Origin of the sequence: Mesorhizobium robiniae (genome assembly GCF_040545535.1) — a bacterium.
Lineage (GTDB): Bacteria > Pseudomonadota > Alphaproteobacteria > Rhizobiales > Rhizobiaceae > Mesorhizobium > Mesorhizobium robiniae.
This window is the reverse complement of sequence record NZ_JBEPMC010000016.1, coordinates 88741-104706: the sequence shown is the minus strand read 5'-3', so window position 1 is coordinate 104706 and position 15966 is coordinate 88741. Positions and strand designations below refer to the sequence as shown.

Below are 15966 nucleotides of genomic sequence, written 5' to 3'. Positions count from 1 at the left end.
TTTTGACGAATTTCCTGCGAATCGGGTCGCTGTTCGCCTTTATCCTGACGGCAATCGTCACGCTCTGCGCGGCGTCCTCGGCCTTCGCGGTCGAACCGATCAAGATCGCTCGCGACGACGTGGCGCTCGACCTTTCAGGCGCCGTCGAAATCTACCGTAATCAGGGCGAGAATTTCCAGGTATCGACCGCGCCGGGACCGGATGGCATCGTGCGGCGCATCGAGGTCGAGGCCAATGATGCGCGCTCGACCGGCGACTGGGCGGTGTTCGCGCTTGCCAACACCACCGACCAGCAGCTCGACAGGCTGATCGTCGCACCGCATTTCCGGCTGGTGAATTCCGGCATCTTCTGGCCGGATCTCGGCTCGACCCGCATTGCCGCGATCACGCCCAGCGAGGGCTTCGCGCTTGACCGCCAGACCAGCCCCGACGCCGATGTGTTCCGGGTGACGCTGAATCCCGGAACTGTGATCACCTTCATTGCCGAACTTGCCTCGCCCAAACTGCCGCAGGTCTATCTGTGGGATCCGGAATCCTACAAGGACTCGGTCAATTCCTACACGCTGTTTCGCGGCATCGTGATCGGCATCGCCGGCCTTCTGGCGCTATTCCTGACCATCCTTTTCGTCGTCAAGGGAACCTCGATGTTCCCGGCAACCGCAGCACTCGCCTGGGCGGTGCTCGCCTATATCTGCATCGATTTCGGCTTTCTCAACAAGGTCCTGGAAATATCGCCCGGCAACGAGCAAATGTGGCGAGCCGGAACGGAAGTGGCGCTTGCGGCGACCTTCGTGGTGTTCCTGTTCGCCTATCTTAACCTAAACCGATGGCATGGCCATTTCAGCTACGGTGCGCTGGTCTGGATCCTGGGGCTGGTGCTGATCGCAGGCGTCGCAATCGTCGATCCGGCGGTCGCCGCCGGCATCGCCAGGCTGTCCTTCGCCGCCACCGCCCTGACCGGCCTCGGCCTTATCATCTTCCTCGGCATACGCGGCTACGACCGTGCCATCATGCTGGTGCCCAGTTGGGTCATGGTCTTGTTGTGGCTATGCGGGTCGTGGATGGCGATCACCGGCATGCTCGACAACGACATCGCCCAGCCTGCGTTGGGCGGCGGACTGATCCTCATCATCCTGCTGATCGGCTTCACCGTTATGCAGCACGCCTTTGCCGGCGGCGCGCTGCACCAGGGCCTGTTCTCCGATCTCGAACGACAGGCGCTGGCCGTCGCCGGATCGGGCGACACGGTGTGGGACTGGGACGTGATGCGCGACCGCGTCGTCACCAGGCCGGATGTCAGTATCCAACTTGGCCTTGCGCCCGACAGCCTGGGCGGGGCCGCCCGCAATTGGCTGCCGGTGCTGCATGCCGACGATCGCGACACGTTCCGCACCACGCTTGACGTGGTGCTCGAACACCGGCGCGGCCGGGTGTCGCAGAATTTCCGCCTGCGCGGCGCCGACGGGCACTATCACTGGTTTTCGTTGCGCGCCCGGCCGGTGATCGGATCGGACGGCGAGGTCATCCGCTGCGTCGGCACCATGGTCGACGTGACGGAGCAGAAGAAGTCGGAAGAGAGGCTGCTGCACGATGCCGTGCACGACAATCTGACCGGCCTGCCGAACCGGGAATTGCTGATGAACCGGCTGGAGGCGATCATCTCGATCGCGCGCACGGAAGAGAAGGTACGCCCAACCGTTTTCGTCATCGACATCGACCGGTTCAAGCAGGTCAATGACGGGCTCGGCATCTCGGCCGGCGATACGATCCTGCTGACCATTGCACGCCGGCTGCACCGGCTGCTCAAGCCGAAGGATTCGCTGTCGCGCTTTGCCGGCGATCAGTTCGCGCTGATGCTGCTTTCCGAACAGGACCCCGCCCGCATCGCGGCGGTCGCCGACGCCATCAAGCATGCGATCAACAATCCGATCACCTTTGCCAAACGCGAGATCGTGCTGACCGCCTCGATCGGGCTGGTCACCTGGACCTCGGCGCAGAGTTCGGCCGAGGACATGGTCAAGGACGCCGAGCTTGCCATGCACCAGGCCAAGCGCTTCGGCGGCGACAGGATCGAGCCGTTCCGCCCCGCCTTCCGCACCGTCGGCACCGACCGGCTGCAGTTCGAGTCCGACCTGCGCCGCGCCATCGAACGGCGCGAATTCACACTCGCCTACCAGCCGATCGTGCGGCTGGAAGATGGCAGTGTTGCCGGTTTCGAGGCGCTTTTGCGCTGGGACCATCCGCGCCGCGGCATGATCCCGCCGGGCGATTTCATCCCGGTCGCCGAGAGCTGCGGCCTGATCGTGCAGCTTGGCTTGTTCGCCATGCAACAGGCCGCCGAAGATCTGGCGGGTTGGCAAAAGCAGATCGGCGACGTGCCGCTGTCGGTTTCGGTCAACCTGTCCAGCCGTCAGCTCATCCGCCGCGATCTGGTCAGCGACGTCCGCTCGGTGATCGCGCGAGCCAATCTGAAGCCGCGCTGCTTCCGGCTCGAACTCACCGAATCGCTGGTGATGGACAATCCCGAGCAGACAGCGCATGTGCTGAACAAGCTAAAAAAGCTTGGTATCGGCCTGTCGCTGGACGATTTCGGCACCGGTTACTCGTCGCTGGCCTATCTGACGCGCTTCCCCTTCGACACGATCAAAATCGACAAGAGCTTTGTCGATGATGCGACGCCGAAGCGCGCGGTGCTGCTCAAATCCATGGTTAATATGGCGCATGAACTCGGCCTATCGGTCGTGGCCGAAGGCATTTCGGACGAAAGCGATGCGCTCGAACTGCGCCAGATGGGCTGCGAATATGTGCAGAGCTTCATGTTCGGCGCGCCGATGCCCGGCGATCAGGTGCTGAAGACACTGAAGGAACAGTATCCGCTGACTCAGGCTTGATGAAATTCAGGCGTGACCAGCCGCCAGGCTGAGATGCGCGAGGTCGATACCGATCGAAGCGAGAATCCGGTCGTATTTGCGCTCTATATCGGTATCGAACAGAAGTTCCGCACTTGCCGGGCAGGTCAGCCAGCCGTTCTCGGCGATTTCGCTTTCCAGCTGGCCCGCGCCCCAGCCCGAATAGCCAAGCGCCATCAGCGCGTGCCGGGGGCCGCGGCCGGACGAAATGGCGCGCAATATGTCAACGGTCGCGGTCAGGCAGATGTCATCGGAGACGGTCAGCGACGATTCCACCCGATAGTCGCCAGAATGCAGGACGAAGCCGCGGCTGCGGTCCACCGGTCCGCCGTTGCGCACGACGAAATCGCGGGCCTGCGCGGGCAAGCGGATCGCCTCCTGCTCGTTCATGATGCCGAGTTGCACGAGAAGATCCGGAAACAGCATCTGCTGCGTCTGGTTGATGATCAGACCCATCGCGCCTTCGTCGCTGTGCGCGCAAATGTAGATGACGGAGCGCGTGAAGCGGTCGTCCTTCATGCCAGGCATGGCAATCAGAAACTGATCGTCGAGAAAGCCGCGTCCTGCGACCATCCTCTTGTGGCGCAACAAGTCCATACCGGGAGCGTAACGCGTTTCTGGAGCGCCGAAAAGATGCGCCGCGCGCGATTTGACCTCAGCTGCGCATCTAAGGTCACGCCAAGCCGTGCCCGAGGTCACGCAAATATGATAACAGCGACGCCATGAAATCATTGCGCAGCCATGAACGGACGCTCAAATCACCGCCATGCAAAGCTTGAAAATCCTGCTGCTCGGCGCTGCCATTGGATGTGGAACCGGCCTTCCCGCCGCAGCCTCCTCGTCGATCTGGTACAACACCGAAGGCGGCAAAGTGCGGCTTCTGACCAGCGGCAAGCCCGACGAAGCCGGACGTATCCATGGCGTCCTCGACATTGCGCTCAAGCCCGGCTGGAAAACCTACTGGCGCGATCCGGGCGACGCGGGCGTGCCGCCGCAAATCGATATCTCGGCCAGCACCAACATTGCCAACGCGACGCTTTCGTTTCCGCCGCCCCAGCGCCACGACGAAGGCTACGGCAAATGGGCCGGCTATGACCATCCGGTTTCGCTGCCGGTGACGTTCACGCTGTCGGCGCCGAACGAGCCAGCTGTCATCGACGCCGACATCTTTCTCGGCATTTGCGAGACGATCTGCATCCCGGTACAGACGAAGCTGACCGTCGATCCGGCCTCCGATCCGGACAATGTCGAAGACGCTGCGCTGGTGAAGGCGGCGCTGGCAACCCTGCCTGTCCCCGCAAGGCCCGATTTCGGCGTCGACGTCCTGCCGGGCGACCACGAGACACTGATTGTCGAGGCGAGCTTTCCGGGCAATCCGGAGGCGGCGGATTTCTTCGTTGCGGGCGAGCGGGATTACATGTTCGGCGTGCCGGCTCGCAGTGAAAAGGACGGCAAGCTGGTGTTCACCGTGCCGATCCTCGACAGGCCGACGACAACGCCGACGGATGGCGGACTTTACTACACGCTGACAACTGGAGCCGGCGCGGTCGAGGGACTGCTGCCATTCCCTTGATACCGATCAGAGGATGTTCAGTTCGAACACCCTATGATCCAGGCGCCCCTGACGGTTGCGGGAAAGGCCTGAGTTCGCTATCGCAAGGATACTCCCTTCCATTTGGCAAATGAGGACCATCATGACGATTGCCGTTGGCGACAAACTGCCCCAAGCGACCTTCAAGACGATGACTGCCGACGGGGCAAAACCGATCACGACGGCCGAGATTTTCTCGGGAAAGAAGGTAGTGCTGTTCGCCGTTCCAGGCGCTTTCACGCCGACGTGCAGCAACAATCATCTGCCTGGCTACCTGGATAATTACGACGCCATCCTGGCGCGCGGCGTCGACACCATCGCCGTGGTTGCCGTCAACGACGTTCACGTCATGGGGGCTTGGGCCCGCTTCAGCGGCGGCGAAGGCAAGATTCTCTATCTTGCCGACGGCAATGGCGACTTCGCCAAGTCGATCGGCCTCGACGCCGACCTCTCCGGCGGCGGCATGGGACTGCGTTCGAAACGGTTCTCGATGGTCGTCGACGACGGCAAGGTCACTGCGCTCAATGTCGAAACAAAGCCCGGCGTGGACGAATCCGGGGCCGCTCATATTCTCGGACAGCTTTAGATTTCCGCTTGGGCTGTTAAAGCGCGTCGCGTTTAAAGAAATCATTGCATGTCGTTCTCCTAACACCGCTGCACACGTTCGGGCGACATGCATTAGGATTGCCTGTTTTGGGGGACCTCGATGTTTGACATCTTCTGGCGCGCTGTGGCGATCGGCATCGGCGCCACAGCACTCATGGACCTATGGGCGATTTTCCTGAACACGGTGTTTGCCCAGCCGCGGCCGAACTGGGGGCTGGTCGGTCGCTGGGTCTGGCATTTGCGTGACAAAGTCTTCCACGACGACATTGGCAAGGCGGCACCCTACGCGCAGGAATCGGCGCTGGGCTGGGCGTTCCACTATTTTGTCGGCATAGTCTACGGCGTCATCCTGGTCGTGGTGGCGGGAACGGGCTGGCTGGCCGCGCCGACATTCCTGCCGGCCTTCATCCTCGGCATCGTCACCGTGGGCGCCGGCTGGTTCCTGTTGGCGCCCGGCATGGGCGCCGGCTGGGCCGCATCGAAGCGCCCCAACCCCATGCAGATCCGCGCCCTCAATCTGGTGTCGCATACGGTGTTTGCGCTCGGGCTTTTCGGCACGGCGCTGCTGATCCGCTGAATACGGCGGACCAGACTCGTCAGTAGCTCTGGGTCGAGCGGCGCACTTTCTTGCCAGCCGGCTGCTTGGCTTGGGTGCTTTCCCTAGCCGAAACGGACGCGGGCCTGACCGGCTTGTTCTTGAACGGCGCCATGCCGAGCCGCGCCAGTTCGTCGGCACGCTCGTTTTCCGGATGACCGGCATGGCCCTTGACCCAATGCCATATGACCTGGTGGCGATTGCGCGCCTCGTCGAGGGCCTGCCACAGTTCGACATTCTTCACCGGCTGCCTGGCGGCCGTCTTCCAGCCGTTGCGCTTCCAGCCGTCGATCCAGCTGAAAATACCGTCCTTGACGTAGTTGCTGTCGGTGTAAAGATCGACGGCACAGGGTTCTTTCAGCGCATTGAGCGCCGAGATGGCAGCCAAAAGTTCCATGCGATTGTTCGTGGTAGCAGCCTCGCCGCCCGACAGTTCTTTCGTGACGCCGTTGAAGCGCAGGACCGCACCCCAGCCGCCAGGCCCCGGATTGCCCGAACAGGCACCATCGGTGAAGATTTCAACGCGCTTGGTCATGTCAGTCCGTATTCGGAAGGAGATTTGATCGCCCGGTGGAAACGCATCCGCCTGATATATTCGGTCGGGTCGCGTTTGATGACCAGCCCGCCATTGGCAACAGTCAGCCAGTCGTAAAGCCGGGTCAGCATGAAACGCAGCGCCGAGCCGCGCGCCAGCATCGGCAGCGCCGCTTTCTCCTCGCCGCTCAAGGGCCGCACGCTTTGGTAGCCGGCAAGCAGCGCCGTGCCCTTGGTCAGGTTGAAGGAAAAATCCTTCTCGAAGCACCAGGCATTGAGGCAGGTGGCGACATCATAGGCGTAGAGATCGTTGCAGGCGAAATAGAAGTCGATCAGTCCGGACAGTTTCTCGCCGAGGAAGAAGACATTGTCTGGGAAAAGATCTGCATGGATGATGCCTTCCGGCAGGCCTTTGGGCCAATTCCGCTCGAAATCGGCGAAGTCGGCGTCGACTTCAGCCGCCAGTCCCGGTTCGACCTCGTCGGCGCGCGCGTGGGACGCGTTCCACAGCTTGCGCCAGCCGTCGATGGCAAGGGCATTGGGGCGGGTCATCGGGAAATCCGCGCCGGCAAGATGGAGTTGCGCCAGCGCCTTGCCGACCTCACCGCAATGCGCTGCCGTCGGCCGCCGCAGCGAAAGACCTTCGAGGAAGGTGATGATGACCGCCGGCCGGCCTGCAAGCGTTCCGATCACCTCGCCATCCTGCGCGGTCACCGGAAGCGGGCACGAAATGCCCTTCCTGGCGAGATGGCCCATGAGGCCGAGGAAGAACGGTAGGTCGGCCTTGTCGACGCGCTTTTCGTAGAGCGTCAGGATGTAGGAGCCGCTGGTGGTGTGCAGCAGGAAATTCGAGTTCTCAGTGCCTTCGGCGATGCCCTTGTAGGACAGGAGATCGCCGACCGGATAGGCCTTCAGGAACGCGCCGAGCTCACTTTCATTGACGTCGGTATAGACCGCCATGGACCTTACGCGGCCCCGTTGACGAAGGCCATGTCGGCCGCCGTCAGTTCGACGTCGCGTAGCACCCGCATCACCGGAAAATCCTCCGTTTCAGTGGCCGTCACCGCCAGCTCGATCGTCACGTTGAAGCGCTGCCGGAAGGCGTCGATGATCTCGTCAACAATGATTTCCGGCGCTGAGGCACCTGCCGACAGGCCGAGCGTCGAGATGCCGGCAATGTCAGTCCACGGAATTTCGGAGGCGCGCTGTACAAGGAGTGACATCGAGGCGCCGGCGCGTTCGGCCACTTCGACAAGACGCCGCGAATTGGAGGAGTTGGGGGCGCCGACGATCAGGAAGAGATCGGCACCAGCGGCGGTCTCCTTGACCGCCTCCTGGCGGTTGGTGGTGGCATAGCAGATCGATTCCGCGGCCGCCGCATGCAGATCGGGAAAACGATCCTTAAGCACGCGGATGATGCCGGCGGTATCCTCGACCGAGAGCGTCGTCTGGGTGACGAAACCGAGCGCCTGCGGGTCGGCGGGCACCAATTTCGCGGCGTCGGCTTCGGTCTCGATCAAGGTAACGGCGCCATCCGGCAATTGCCCCATCGTGCCGATCACTTCGGGGTGGCCGGCATGGCCGATCAGAAGGACGTGGCGGCCAAGCCGCTGATGGCGCATCGCCTGCTTGTGAACCTTCGAAACTAGTGGGCAGGTGGCGTCGAGATAGAAGAGATCGCGCGCCTGCGCGTCCGCCGGCACCGACTTCGGCACGCCATGCGCCGAAAAGACGACCGGACTTTGGCGATGCTCCGCCGGTATCTCGGACAGCTCCTCGATGAACACCGCACCGAGGCTTTGCAATCCCTCGACCACGTAGCGATTGTGCACGATCTCGTGGCGGACATAGACCGGCCCCCCGTATTTCTTCAGCGCCAGCACGACGATCTGAATGGCGCGGTCGACGCCGGCGCAAAAGCCCCTGGGCTGGCAGAGCCTTATCGTCAGCGGTGGCTTTGTGGTCGTGTGAAGCATGATTCCCGGCCGGTTGGTCGTATCGTGAACTCAAGTCTCGAACTCAAGGCGCGAAATGAGGGGCGCACCCCTGCCCTGTCAAGGGCGCCGATCGTGATCATTAGAGCGACGTGCGTCCGAATGGGCGCACAAAGTACGCTGTAGAGCCGTTCGTGGAACGGCTCTACCTCTTTGTTTCAACGCAATTCCGGACGGAAAATCGTTCACACTTTTCCTGGAATTGCTCTGACACTTTCAAACTACGCATCGTGCTTTCCGAAAATCGATTCCGATTTTCGGGCCGATGCGTCTTTCGCCGGGCGGCGAAGCATGAAGATGAGGACGCCGGCAAGGGCAGCGGCAAGGCCGTACCAGGTTACGGCATATTGCAAATGGCTGTTCGGCAGGTCGATGATCGTAACGCCGCCGACCGGCAGCCCGCCCGGGTTCGGCGTGGCGTCCGCGTCGATGAAGAATGGAACCAGTCCCGCGCCGGCCGGCAGGCTCGCGCTTGCCGCCATCGCATCGCGATCCTTCCAGTAAAAGATGTTCTTTCGCGGATCATTGTCTGGAAGCATCATCGATGGCTTCGCCGGCAGCGGGTTGCGGGCGAGCCCCTTCACCGTCAACGGGCCCGCACCCTGGCTTTGCGGGCGCTTGGCCGCATCCTTGAAATCGTAGGGCACGAAGCCGCGATTGATCAGGGCGAAGCGGCCATCCTCAAGATGTAATGGGGTGAAGACATCGAAGCCGGACTGGCCCTGCCAGGTCGCGAAGAAATGTCGCTCGCCCTCATGCAGGAAAGTACCGGTCACGGTCACCGGCATGTAGTCGACATCGCCGGTGGCGGCAAACCGCTTTTCGACTTCCGCCAACGGCACAGGCGCCGAATGCGTGCGCTCGTTTATGGTCTGGAGAAGACCCTCTTTCCAGTACAGGCGCTGAACTTGCCAGGTGCCGAGCGCCAGCAGAATGACGAACAGCACGAGGCCGAGGCCAAGCAGCAATGCCATCTTCGACCGCGAACGGCCCGCGACCGAATCGGATGTCGTGTTCATTCGCCGAGATCCAGCCTGCCCTCGGCTGCCTTATTGCGATATTGCAGGGTCAAGAGCACGCCCTTGATCAGCCTGAGCGCCCCAAGGCATAGCACCAGTGTCAGCGGTATCCACAGCACGAGATGCAGCCAGAGCGGCGGACCAAGCGTCACCTCCATCCACAACGCCAGCCCGACGACGACGAAGCCGATGATCAGGATGACGAACACTGCCGGCCCGTCACCGGCATCGGCGTAGGAATAGTCGAGACCGCAATTAGCGCAGCGCTTGCCGACGGTGAGAAAGCCGGAAAACAGTCGTCCCTCGCCACAGCGCGGGCAGCGGCCGTGCAGGCCGGCCGAAATCGGATCGACCGGTGGCCAGATCGCCTTGTCGTCGCTCATACCGACACCTTAGTGCCCTTCGCTCCAAAAGATAAGGCGGCCACGTCGCCGCAGCCGCCCCCTCAATTCTTCAAAAAGATTTCAGTGGCCTTCGATCACCGCGCCGGCCGAAGCCCAGACATAGATGGACGCGAACAGGAACAGCCAGACCACGTCGACGAAGTGCCAGTACCAGGCGGCGGCCTCGAAGCCGAAATGCTGCTTTGGCGTGAAATCGCCCTTCATCGCGCGGACCAGGCAGACCAGCAGGAAAATGGTGCCGATGATGACGTGGAAGCCGTGGAAGCCGGTCGCCATGAAGAAGGTGGCGCCGTAGATCGAATCCCTGAAGCCGAACGGCGCGTGCATGTACTCGTAAGCCTGCACCATGGTGAACAGCATGCCTAGGCCAACGGTCAGCACCAGGCCGTTGATCAACCCCTTGCGGTCGCCATGAAGCAGCGCGTGGTGCGCCCAGGTCACCGTAGTGCCCGACAGAAGCAGGATGACGGTGTTGTAGAGCGGCAGGTGGAACGGGTCGAGGACCTCGAGGCCCTTGGGTGGCCAGACACCGCCGGTGAAGGCGGCGCGGGCGTATTGCTGTGCCTCGCCGGGAAACAGGCTGGCGTCGAAGAACGCCCAGAACCAGGCGACGAAGAACATCACCTCGGAAGCGATGAACATGATCATGCCGTAGCGCAGATGCAGCGACACGACACGTGTGTGGTGGCCTTCATGCGCTTCTTTGATGGTGTCCGACCACCAGGCGTACATCGTGTAGATGACGATCAAGAGGCCGATGTAGAACAGCCAGGGATTGGCGATGTTGAAGCCGAAGATGGGGAAATCGCCGCCCTTGAGATACTGCATGTAACAGACGCCGCCGATCGCGGTGACCAGCGCACCAACCGAGCCAAGGAACGGCCACGGGCTCGGGTCGACGAGATGGTAGTCATGTTGTGGTCTTGCGTGCGCGTCTGCCATATCAACCCCCGAGGCTTCCTTCGGTATGTGGAACTTTGTTGCTTGTGCCTTCGGCCGGCACTGACGACGCCACCGGCTTGTTCTTCTCGTTCTTCTCGACCGGGAACATCGTGTAGGACAGGGTGATCGTCTTCAAGTCCTTCAGCTCCGGCGCGTTGACGATGTCGGGATCTACATAGAACACGACCGGCATGTCCAGCGTCTCGCCAGGCTTCAGCGTCGTGTCGGTGAAGCAGAAGCACTCGACCTTGTTGAAGTAAGATCCCGCCAGTTCCGGCTGCACATTGAAGGTCGCGCGAGCGGTGGTGGCGCGGTTGAACTTGTTGGTCGCGCTGTAATGCGCCTGGGCCGTCTCGCCTATCTTGATGGTGACCGAACGGGCGACCGGCTCGAACTGCCAGGGCACGCCGGCTGTGTTGGCGTCGAAGCGGATGGTGATGTCGCGGTCGAGTACGCGGTCGGCATATTGCTGCGTTGCACGTCTCACGGTGCCGCCGTAACCGGTCGCCTGACAGAACATCGCGTAGAGCGGCACCGCGGCATAGGCCATGCCGATCATGCCGCCGAAAAAGGCGATGCAGACGCCGGCGACGATGCGGTTGGTGTTCTTCTTTTGAGGATGGGTCGCTGTTTGGCGATTCATCTTGAGCCTCACATCGTTCCGGTGAGGTTGTGACCGAACTTAACGACGGTCGCGATATAGAAGATGACGACAAGCACCGCCAGCGCCAGGCCGATGGCTACCGAGCGGTTGCGCCGGGCCTTCTGCTGGCGTTCCGTCAGCGTGACGAGTTCAAGCTTCTTGTCGGCCATGATCATGCTCCGCCAGCCAGCACGCGCCCGATGACGCAATCGGCAAGGTAGATGGCGAAGATGGCGAAGAGATAGAGCAGCGAGTAACCGAACAATGCCTTGGCCGGCTTCATCACAGCGTCGTCGTCCGCCATCTGCAGCACTTTCCACGCATACCAGACGAAGCCGGCGCCAAGCAGCACCGCAGCGACGCCGTAGACGGGTGTGGTGAAACCAAGCACCCATGGCAGCACGCCAACCGGCGCAAGGATTAGCGCGTAGGCGAAGATCTGGCGTCGGGTCGAAGCTTGGCCGGCGACATTCGGCATCATCGGGATGCCGGCCCTGGCATAGTCCTGCGACTTGAAGAGAGCGAGCGCCCAGAAATGCGGCGGCGTCCACAGGAAGATGATCAGGAACAGGACGACGCTTTCCAGGCTGACCGTTCCGGTCACCGCGGCCCAGCCGATCACCGGCGGAATAGCGCCGGCAGCACCGCCGATGACAATGTTCTGCGGCGTCCAGCGCTTCAGCCACATCGTATAGACGACGGCATAGAAAAAGATGGTGAAGGCCAGGAGCGTCGCCGACAACCAGTTGACCAGCACGCCGAGCGTCATCACCGACAGCACCGACAACACCAGGCCGAAACTCAGTGCCTCGCCGGGCCGGATGCGGCCAGCCGGCACCGGACGGCCGGCGGTCCTGGTCATCACTGCATCGATGTCGGCGTCATACCACATGTTGAGCGCGCCCGAGGCGCCAGCACCAATGGCAATAGCCAGGATGGCGACCACCGCCAGAAGCGGATTTATGGTCACAGGAGCCGCGACCAGGCCGACAAAGGCGGTGAACACCACCAGCGACATGACGCGAGGCTTCAACAGGGCGAAGAAATCGCCCGCCGTTGCTTCCGACATGCGAAAGCCCGGTTCGTCAGTCAATGTGTCGTCGACAAGGGCCATGCGTACTTAAAGTCCATTATTCCGTTGGCCAAAACCGCCGGCGGACCGGCGGTTCCGTATTCGTCCAGGCAGAAGCCTATTTGATCTTCGGCAGCTGTTCCCACTGGTGGAAAGGCGGCGGCGAAGGCAGCTGCCATTCGAGCGTCGTCGCACCCTCGCCCCATGGATTGGCGCCGGCTACCCGCTTCTTCTGGAAGGCCTCGAACACGCCATAGAGGAAGATGACCACGCCGACAGCCGAGATGTACGACCCGTAGGAGGACACCATGTTCCAGCCGGCAAACGCATCGGGATAGTCGATGTAGCGACGCGGCATGCCGGAGAGGCCGAGGAAATGCTGCGGAAAGAAGACGAGGTTGACGCCGACGAAGGTGACCCAGAAGTGGGTGTTGGCGATAACAGGCGAATACATGTAGCCGGTCATCTTCGGGAACCAGTAGTACCAGCCGGCGAAGATGGCAAAGACCGCGCCCAGCGACAGCACATAGTGGAAATGTGCGACCACGTAATAGGTGTCGTGCAGCGGGCGGTCGAGACCGGCATTGGCAAGCTGGACGCCGGTAACGCCGCCGACGGTGAACAGGAAGATGAAGCCGATCGCCCACAGCATCGGGGTCTTGAGCGAAATCGACCCGCCCCACATGGTGGCGATCCACGAGAATATCTTCACGCCCGTCGGCACCGCGATAACCATGGTGGCGAAGACGAAATAGCGCTGCGTGTCGAGCGACAGGCCGGTCGTGTACATGTGATGCGCCCAGACGATGAAGCCGACCGCACCGATCGCGACCATGGCATAGGCCATGCCGAGATAGCCGAAGATGGGCTTCTTAGAGAAAGTCGAGACGATATGGCTGACGATGCCGAAGCCCGGCAGGATCAGGATGTAGACTTCCGGGTGCCCGAAGAACCAGAACAGATGCTGGAACAGGATCGGGTCGCCACCGCCATCCGGCGCGAAGAAGGTGGTGCCGAAATTGCGGTCGGTCAAAAGCATGGTGATGCCGCCGGCCAGAACTGGAAGCGACAACAGCAGAAGGAAAGCGGTGATCAGCACCGACCAGGCGAACAGCGGCATCTTGTGCAGCGTCATGCCGGGCGCGCGCATGTTGAAGATGGTGGTGATGAAATTGATGGCGCCGAGGATCGACGATGCGCCGGCAATGTGCAGCGACAGGATCGCAAGATCCATCGCCGGTCCCGGCTGACCCGATGTCGATAGCGGCGGATAGATCGTCCAGCCGCCGCCGACGCCATACGCGCCAGGCGCGCTCGGCACGAAGGCCGAGATGATCAGCAGGATGAACGCCGGTGGCAGCAACCAGAACGAAACGTTGTTCATGCGCGGGAAAGCCATGTCCGGCGCGCCGATCATGATCGGCACCATCCAGTTGGCGAAGCCGCCGATCAGCGCCGGCATGACCATGAAGAAGATCATGATCAGCGCATGCGCGGTGGTGAAGGCGTTGTACATGCTCTTGCCGCCGTCGAGCGCAGCGTCGGCGTTCAAGCCGTAGACCATCTGCGCCAGACCGGTGAAGATCTGGATTCCCGGCTCCTGCAGTTCCATGCGCATGACGACCGAAAGGGCACCGCCGACGCAGCCGGCCATGATCGCGAAGATCAGATAGAGCGTCCCGATATCCTTGTGGTTGGTAGAATACACCCACCGGACCCAGCCGTGATACGGCTTATGGTCGTGATCGTCGTGAGCTGCAGCGTCTGCCATGTTCGGCTCCGTTCCCTGATCTTTTCTGGTCGCGGCATCAGTTGCCGGCGGCCGCTACCTTATCTTTGCTGTCGACCTCGGCCATCAGCGCCTTGTTGGCGCCGGGAAGGTCGGTGCCGGCTGCCGCCAGCCAGGTCTTGTACTGGGCGTCGGAGACGACGCGGATCGCGATCGGCATGAAGGCGTGGTCCTTGCCGCAGAGCTCCGAACACTGGCCGTAATAGAGGCCTTCCTTTTCCGCCTTGAACCAGACCTCGTTGATGCGGCCCGGAACCGCGTCGGTCTTGATGCCGAAGGACGGCATGGCAAAGGCGTGGATCACGTCTGCCGCCGTCACCAGCACGCGGGTCATGGTGTTGACCGGCACCACCATCTCGTTGTCGACGGCGAGCAGGCGCGGATAAACGCCACGATCTTCCTTGCCGGCCGCGGCGCGGTCAGAATCCGCCAGGATCGCCGAATTGAAGGAAAGTGTGTTTTCGGTCTGGTATTCGTAGTCCCAGTTCCACTGGTTGCCGGTCGCCTTGACGGTCAGCTTGGCTTCTTCCGGCGGCGTGTATTGCGCGGTCAGAAGCTGAAACGAAGGGATGGCGAGACAGAGCAGAATTACGACCGGCCCGACCGTCCAGATCACCTCGATCAGCGTGTTGTGGCTGGTGCGCGACGGGGTCGGATTGACGCTGGCGCGGAATTTCACGATGCAATAGGCGATAAGAGCGAGCACGAAGAGGGTGATCGGCACGATGAACCACAGCGTGTAGTGCTCGAACCAGGCGATCTGCCGCATCATGTCGGTGGCGGCGGGCTGGAAGGTCACCTCCCACGGCGCAGGCTGGGCGGCATGGGCGGATGCACCAGTGAACAGCGTGGCAGCGGCCCAAACGCTTGCTGAGAATTTGGCGCCTGCTAGGAATTTTCTCATTGCCCTCATTATCTCCCAGTTCCTCGCGATCGGACCGCAAGAATATCGAACAACGCCGGGACGGGAATCCCGGACAGTCCCGAGGCTGGTTCAAACCATACTCTATTTGCCTCTGCAAGAAAGGAGCGGAGGAAACCGTGCGGCATTTTTGCGCGCAAGCGCGGCTGCGTCTTTTGGCAGCGGCCTCGGCGTGGGCCGATCGCGGAAGCCCTAGCGGCGGAGTGTCCCGGCAAAATGCGCCGGGCGGTCGCAATTCGGGCGAATTTGGCACGGAAAAGCGCATAATTGCTTTGGTCGAAGCGGACCGGCAGTGGTCTCGTCCTTTACTTGCCCTTGGCGCGGCTTAAAGTGCCGTGATTCGCAATGGAGCCGTCATGAACTCTTGGCTTTGGGGACTGAGGCCTTCGAGGCTTGGACTTTCGAGAAGCTTGGCGAAGGTCATCTTTCTCGCCGCCGTGTCCAGCGGCTTGTCTGGCATTGGCCTGTCCGGCGTCAGCCAGGCCAATGCCGCGCAGCCAAGCGGCAAGGTGCGGTCGACGCATGGCGCGTGGTCGATCATCTGCGACACGCCGGCCGGCGCCACATCAGAACAATGCGTGATGATGCAGAACGTCGTCGCCGAGGACCGTCCCGAGATGGGGCTTTCCGTCGTCGTGCTGCGCACCGCTGACAACAAGGCCGAAATCCTGCGCGTGCTGGCGCCGCTCGGCGTACTGCTGCCCAATGGACTCGGCCTCAATGTCGACGGCAAGGACATCGGACGGGCCTATTTCGTGCGCTGCTTCCAGGACGGCTGCTACGCCGAGGTCATTCTCGAAAAGCCGCTGCTCGACACGCTGAAGACCGGAACATCGGCTACCTTCATCGTCTTCCAGACGCCGGAGGAAGGCATCGGCATTCCGGTCGAGCTCAAGGGTTTCGCCGACGGTTTTGCCGCCCTGCCTTGAACCTGGTCAGAATCCCA

At 61.8% G+C, this 15966-nt stretch carries 17 protein-coding genes; 5 read left to right on the top strand and 12 right to left on the bottom strand.

The annotated features are described in order from the left end of the window. The first annotated feature begins 2 nt into the window (after positions 1-2). Complete coding sequence (locus ABID19_RS31125; protein ID WP_354494433.1) at positions 3-2891, top strand: EAL domain-containing protein; 2889 nt, start codon at positions 3-5, stop codon at positions 2889-2891. A 6-nt stretch (positions 2892-2897) separates the two neighbouring features. Here ABID19_RS31125 and ABID19_RS31120 read toward each other — a convergent pair whose 3' ends face one another. Continuing rightward, the gene (locus ABID19_RS31120) at positions 2898-3506 is read right to left on the bottom strand and encodes a YqgE/AlgH family protein (RefSeq protein ID WP_354494431.1); all 609 of its coding nucleotides are present in this window, start codon (positions 3504-3506) and stop codon (positions 2898-2900) included. 169 nt (positions 3507-3675) lie between these two features. Between ABID19_RS31120 and ABID19_RS31115 the strand changes: the two genes are divergently transcribed. From ABID19_RS31115 to ABID19_RS31105, 3 genes are all read left to right on the top strand, one after another. Then, complete coding sequence (locus ABID19_RS31115; RefSeq protein WP_354494429.1) at positions 3676-4482, top strand: protein-disulfide reductase DsbD domain-containing protein; 807 nt, start codon at positions 3676-3678, stop codon at positions 4480-4482. Between the two features lie 121 nt (positions 4483-4603). Further along, positions 4604-5086, top strand: a complete 483-nt coding sequence (locus tag ABID19_RS31110) for a peroxiredoxin (protein ID WP_354494427.1) — start codon at positions 4604-4606, stop codon at positions 5084-5086. Positions 5087-5206: 120 nt separating this feature from the next. Then, positions 5207-5683 carry a DUF2938 domain-containing protein gene (locus tag ABID19_RS31105; RefSeq protein ID WP_354494426.1) on the top strand — a complete coding sequence of 159 codons (477 nt, stop codon included), beginning with the start codon at positions 5207-5209 and terminating at the stop codon, positions 5681-5683. A gap of 19 nt (positions 5684-5702) precedes the next feature. On the opposite strand, the gene rnhA is transcribed toward ABID19_RS31105, so the two are convergent. The 11 genes from rnhA to coxB form a co-directional block, all read right to left on the bottom strand. Then, the gene (gene rnhA / locus ABID19_RS31100; protein ID WP_354494424.1) at positions 5703-6236 is read right to left on the bottom strand and encodes a ribonuclease HI; all 534 of its coding nucleotides are present in this window, start codon (positions 6234-6236) and stop codon (positions 5703-5705) included. Continuing rightward, positions 6233-7195 (bottom strand): homoserine kinase, encoded by a 963-nt coding sequence (locus ABID19_RS31095; RefSeq protein WP_354494422.1) that lies wholly within the window; start codon positions 7193-7195, stop codon positions 6233-6235. The genes rnhA and ABID19_RS31095 overlap by 4 nt, the downstream gene beginning before the upstream one ends. A gap of 5 nt (positions 7196-7200) precedes the next feature. Beyond that, positions 7201-8211 carry a 4-hydroxy-3-methylbut-2-enyl diphosphate reductase gene (ispH, locus tag ABID19_RS31090; RefSeq protein ID WP_354494420.1) on the bottom strand — a complete coding sequence of 337 codons (1011 nt, stop codon included), beginning with the start codon at positions 8209-8211 and terminating at the stop codon, positions 7201-7203. A gap of 239 nt (positions 8212-8450) precedes the next feature. Beyond that, entirely contained in the window at positions 8451-9248 is a 798-nt protein-coding gene (locus ABID19_RS31085; RefSeq protein ID WP_354494419.1) for an SURF1 family protein, read from the bottom strand. Beyond that, entirely contained in the window at positions 9245-9631 is a 387-nt protein-coding gene (locus ABID19_RS31080; protein ID WP_354494417.1) for a DUF983 domain-containing protein, read from the bottom strand. The genes ABID19_RS31085 and ABID19_RS31080 overlap by 4 nt, the downstream gene beginning before the upstream one ends. A gap of 81 nt (positions 9632-9712) precedes the next feature. Next, positions 9713-10594 (bottom strand): cytochrome c oxidase subunit 3, encoded by an 882-nt coding sequence (locus ABID19_RS31075; RefSeq protein ID WP_354494415.1) that lies wholly within the window; start codon positions 10592-10594, stop codon positions 9713-9715. 1 nt (position 10595) lies between these two features. Then, positions 10596-11237 (bottom strand): cytochrome c oxidase assembly protein, encoded by a 642-nt coding sequence (locus ABID19_RS31070; protein ID WP_354494413.1) that lies wholly within the window; start codon positions 11235-11237, stop codon positions 10596-10598. Between the two features lie 8 nt (positions 11238-11245). Beyond that, positions 11246-11407, bottom strand: a complete 162-nt coding sequence (locus tag ABID19_RS31065) for a hypothetical protein (RefSeq protein WP_077381685.1) — start codon at positions 11405-11407, stop codon at positions 11246-11248. 2 nt (positions 11408-11409) lie between these two features. Beyond that, complete coding sequence (locus ABID19_RS31060) at positions 11410-12351, bottom strand: heme o synthase (protein ID WP_354494411.1); 942 nt, start codon at positions 12349-12351, stop codon at positions 11410-11412. Positions 12352-12427: 76 nt separating this feature from the next. Beyond that, a complete protein-coding gene (ctaD, locus tag ABID19_RS31055; RefSeq protein ID WP_095486177.1) occupies positions 12428-14080 on the bottom strand; it encodes a cytochrome c oxidase subunit I in 1653 nt (550 codons plus the stop codon). A 37-nt stretch (positions 14081-14117) separates the two neighbouring features. After that, positions 14118-15002, bottom strand: a complete 885-nt coding sequence (coxB, locus tag ABID19_RS31050) for a cytochrome c oxidase subunit II (RefSeq protein ID WP_354494409.1) — start codon at positions 15000-15002, stop codon at positions 14118-14120. Between the two features lie 374 nt (positions 15003-15376). On the opposite strand from coxB, the gene ABID19_RS31045 reads away from it, so the two are divergent. Continuing rightward, on the top strand, positions 15377-15949 hold the full coding sequence (locus tag ABID19_RS31045) for an invasion associated locus B family protein (protein WP_354494408.1): 573 nt from the start codon (positions 15377-15379) through the stop codon (positions 15947-15949). Positions 15950-15966 lie beyond the last annotated feature (17 nt).

Bases quoted from the DNA above. Each gene is read 5' to 3' on its own strand.
- ABID19_RS31120 (WP_354494431.1), bottom strand. From the start codon at position 3,506: ATGGACTTGTTGCGCCACAAGAGGATGGTCGCAGGACGCGGCTTTCTC.
- ABID19_RS31115 (WP_354494429.1), top strand. From the start codon at position 3,676: ATGCAAAGCTTGAAAATCCTGCTGCTCGGCGCTGCCATTGGATGTGGA.
- ABID19_RS31110 (WP_354494427.1), top strand. From the start codon at position 4,604: ATGACGATTGCCGTTGGCGACAAACTGCCCCAAGCGACCTTCAAGACG.
- ABID19_RS31105 (WP_354494426.1), top strand. From the start codon at position 5,207: ATGTTTGACATCTTCTGGCGCGCTGTGGCGATCGGCATCGGCGCCACA.
- rnhA (WP_354494424.1), bottom strand. From the start codon at position 6,236: ATGACCAAGCGCGTTGAAATCTTCACCGATGGTGCCTGTTCGGGCAAT.
- ABID19_RS31095 (WP_354494422.1), bottom strand. From the start codon at position 7,195: ATGGCGGTCTATACCGACGTCAATGAAAGTGAGCTCGGCGCGTTCCTG.
- ispH (WP_354494420.1), bottom strand. From the start codon at position 8,211: ATGCTTCACACGACCACAAAGCCACCGCTGACGATAAGGCTCTGCCAG.
- ABID19_RS31085 (WP_354494419.1), bottom strand. From the start codon at position 9,248: ATGAACACGACATCCGATTCGGTCGCGGGCCGTTCGCGGTCGAAGATG.
- ABID19_RS31080 (WP_354494417.1), bottom strand. From the start codon at position 9,631: ATGAGCGACGACAAGGCGATCTGGCCACCGGTCGATCCGATTTCGGCC.
- ABID19_RS31075 (WP_354494415.1), bottom strand. From the start codon at position 10,594: ATGGCAGACGCGCACGCAAGACCACAACATGACTACCATCTCGTCGAC.
- ABID19_RS31070 (WP_354494413.1), bottom strand. From the start codon at position 11,237: ATGAATCGCCAAACAGCGACCCATCCTCAAAAGAAGAACACCAACCGC.
- ABID19_RS31065 (WP_077381685.1), bottom strand. From the start codon at position 11,407: ATGGCCGACAAGAAGCTTGAACTCGTCACGCTGACGGAACGCCAGCAG.
- ABID19_RS31060 (WP_354494411.1), bottom strand. From the start codon at position 12,351: ATGGCCCTTGTCGACGACACATTGACTGACGAACCGGGCTTTCGCATG.
- ctaD (WP_095486177.1), bottom strand. From the start codon at position 14,080: ATGGCAGACGCTGCAGCTCACGACGATCACGACCATAAGCCGTATCAC.
- coxB (WP_354494409.1), bottom strand. From the start codon at position 15,002: ATGAGAAAATTCCTAGCAGGCGCCAAATTCTCAGCAAGCGTTTGGGCC.
- ABID19_RS31045 (WP_354494408.1), top strand. From the start codon at position 15,377: ATGAACTCTTGGCTTTGGGGACTGAGGCCTTCGAGGCTTGGACTTTCG.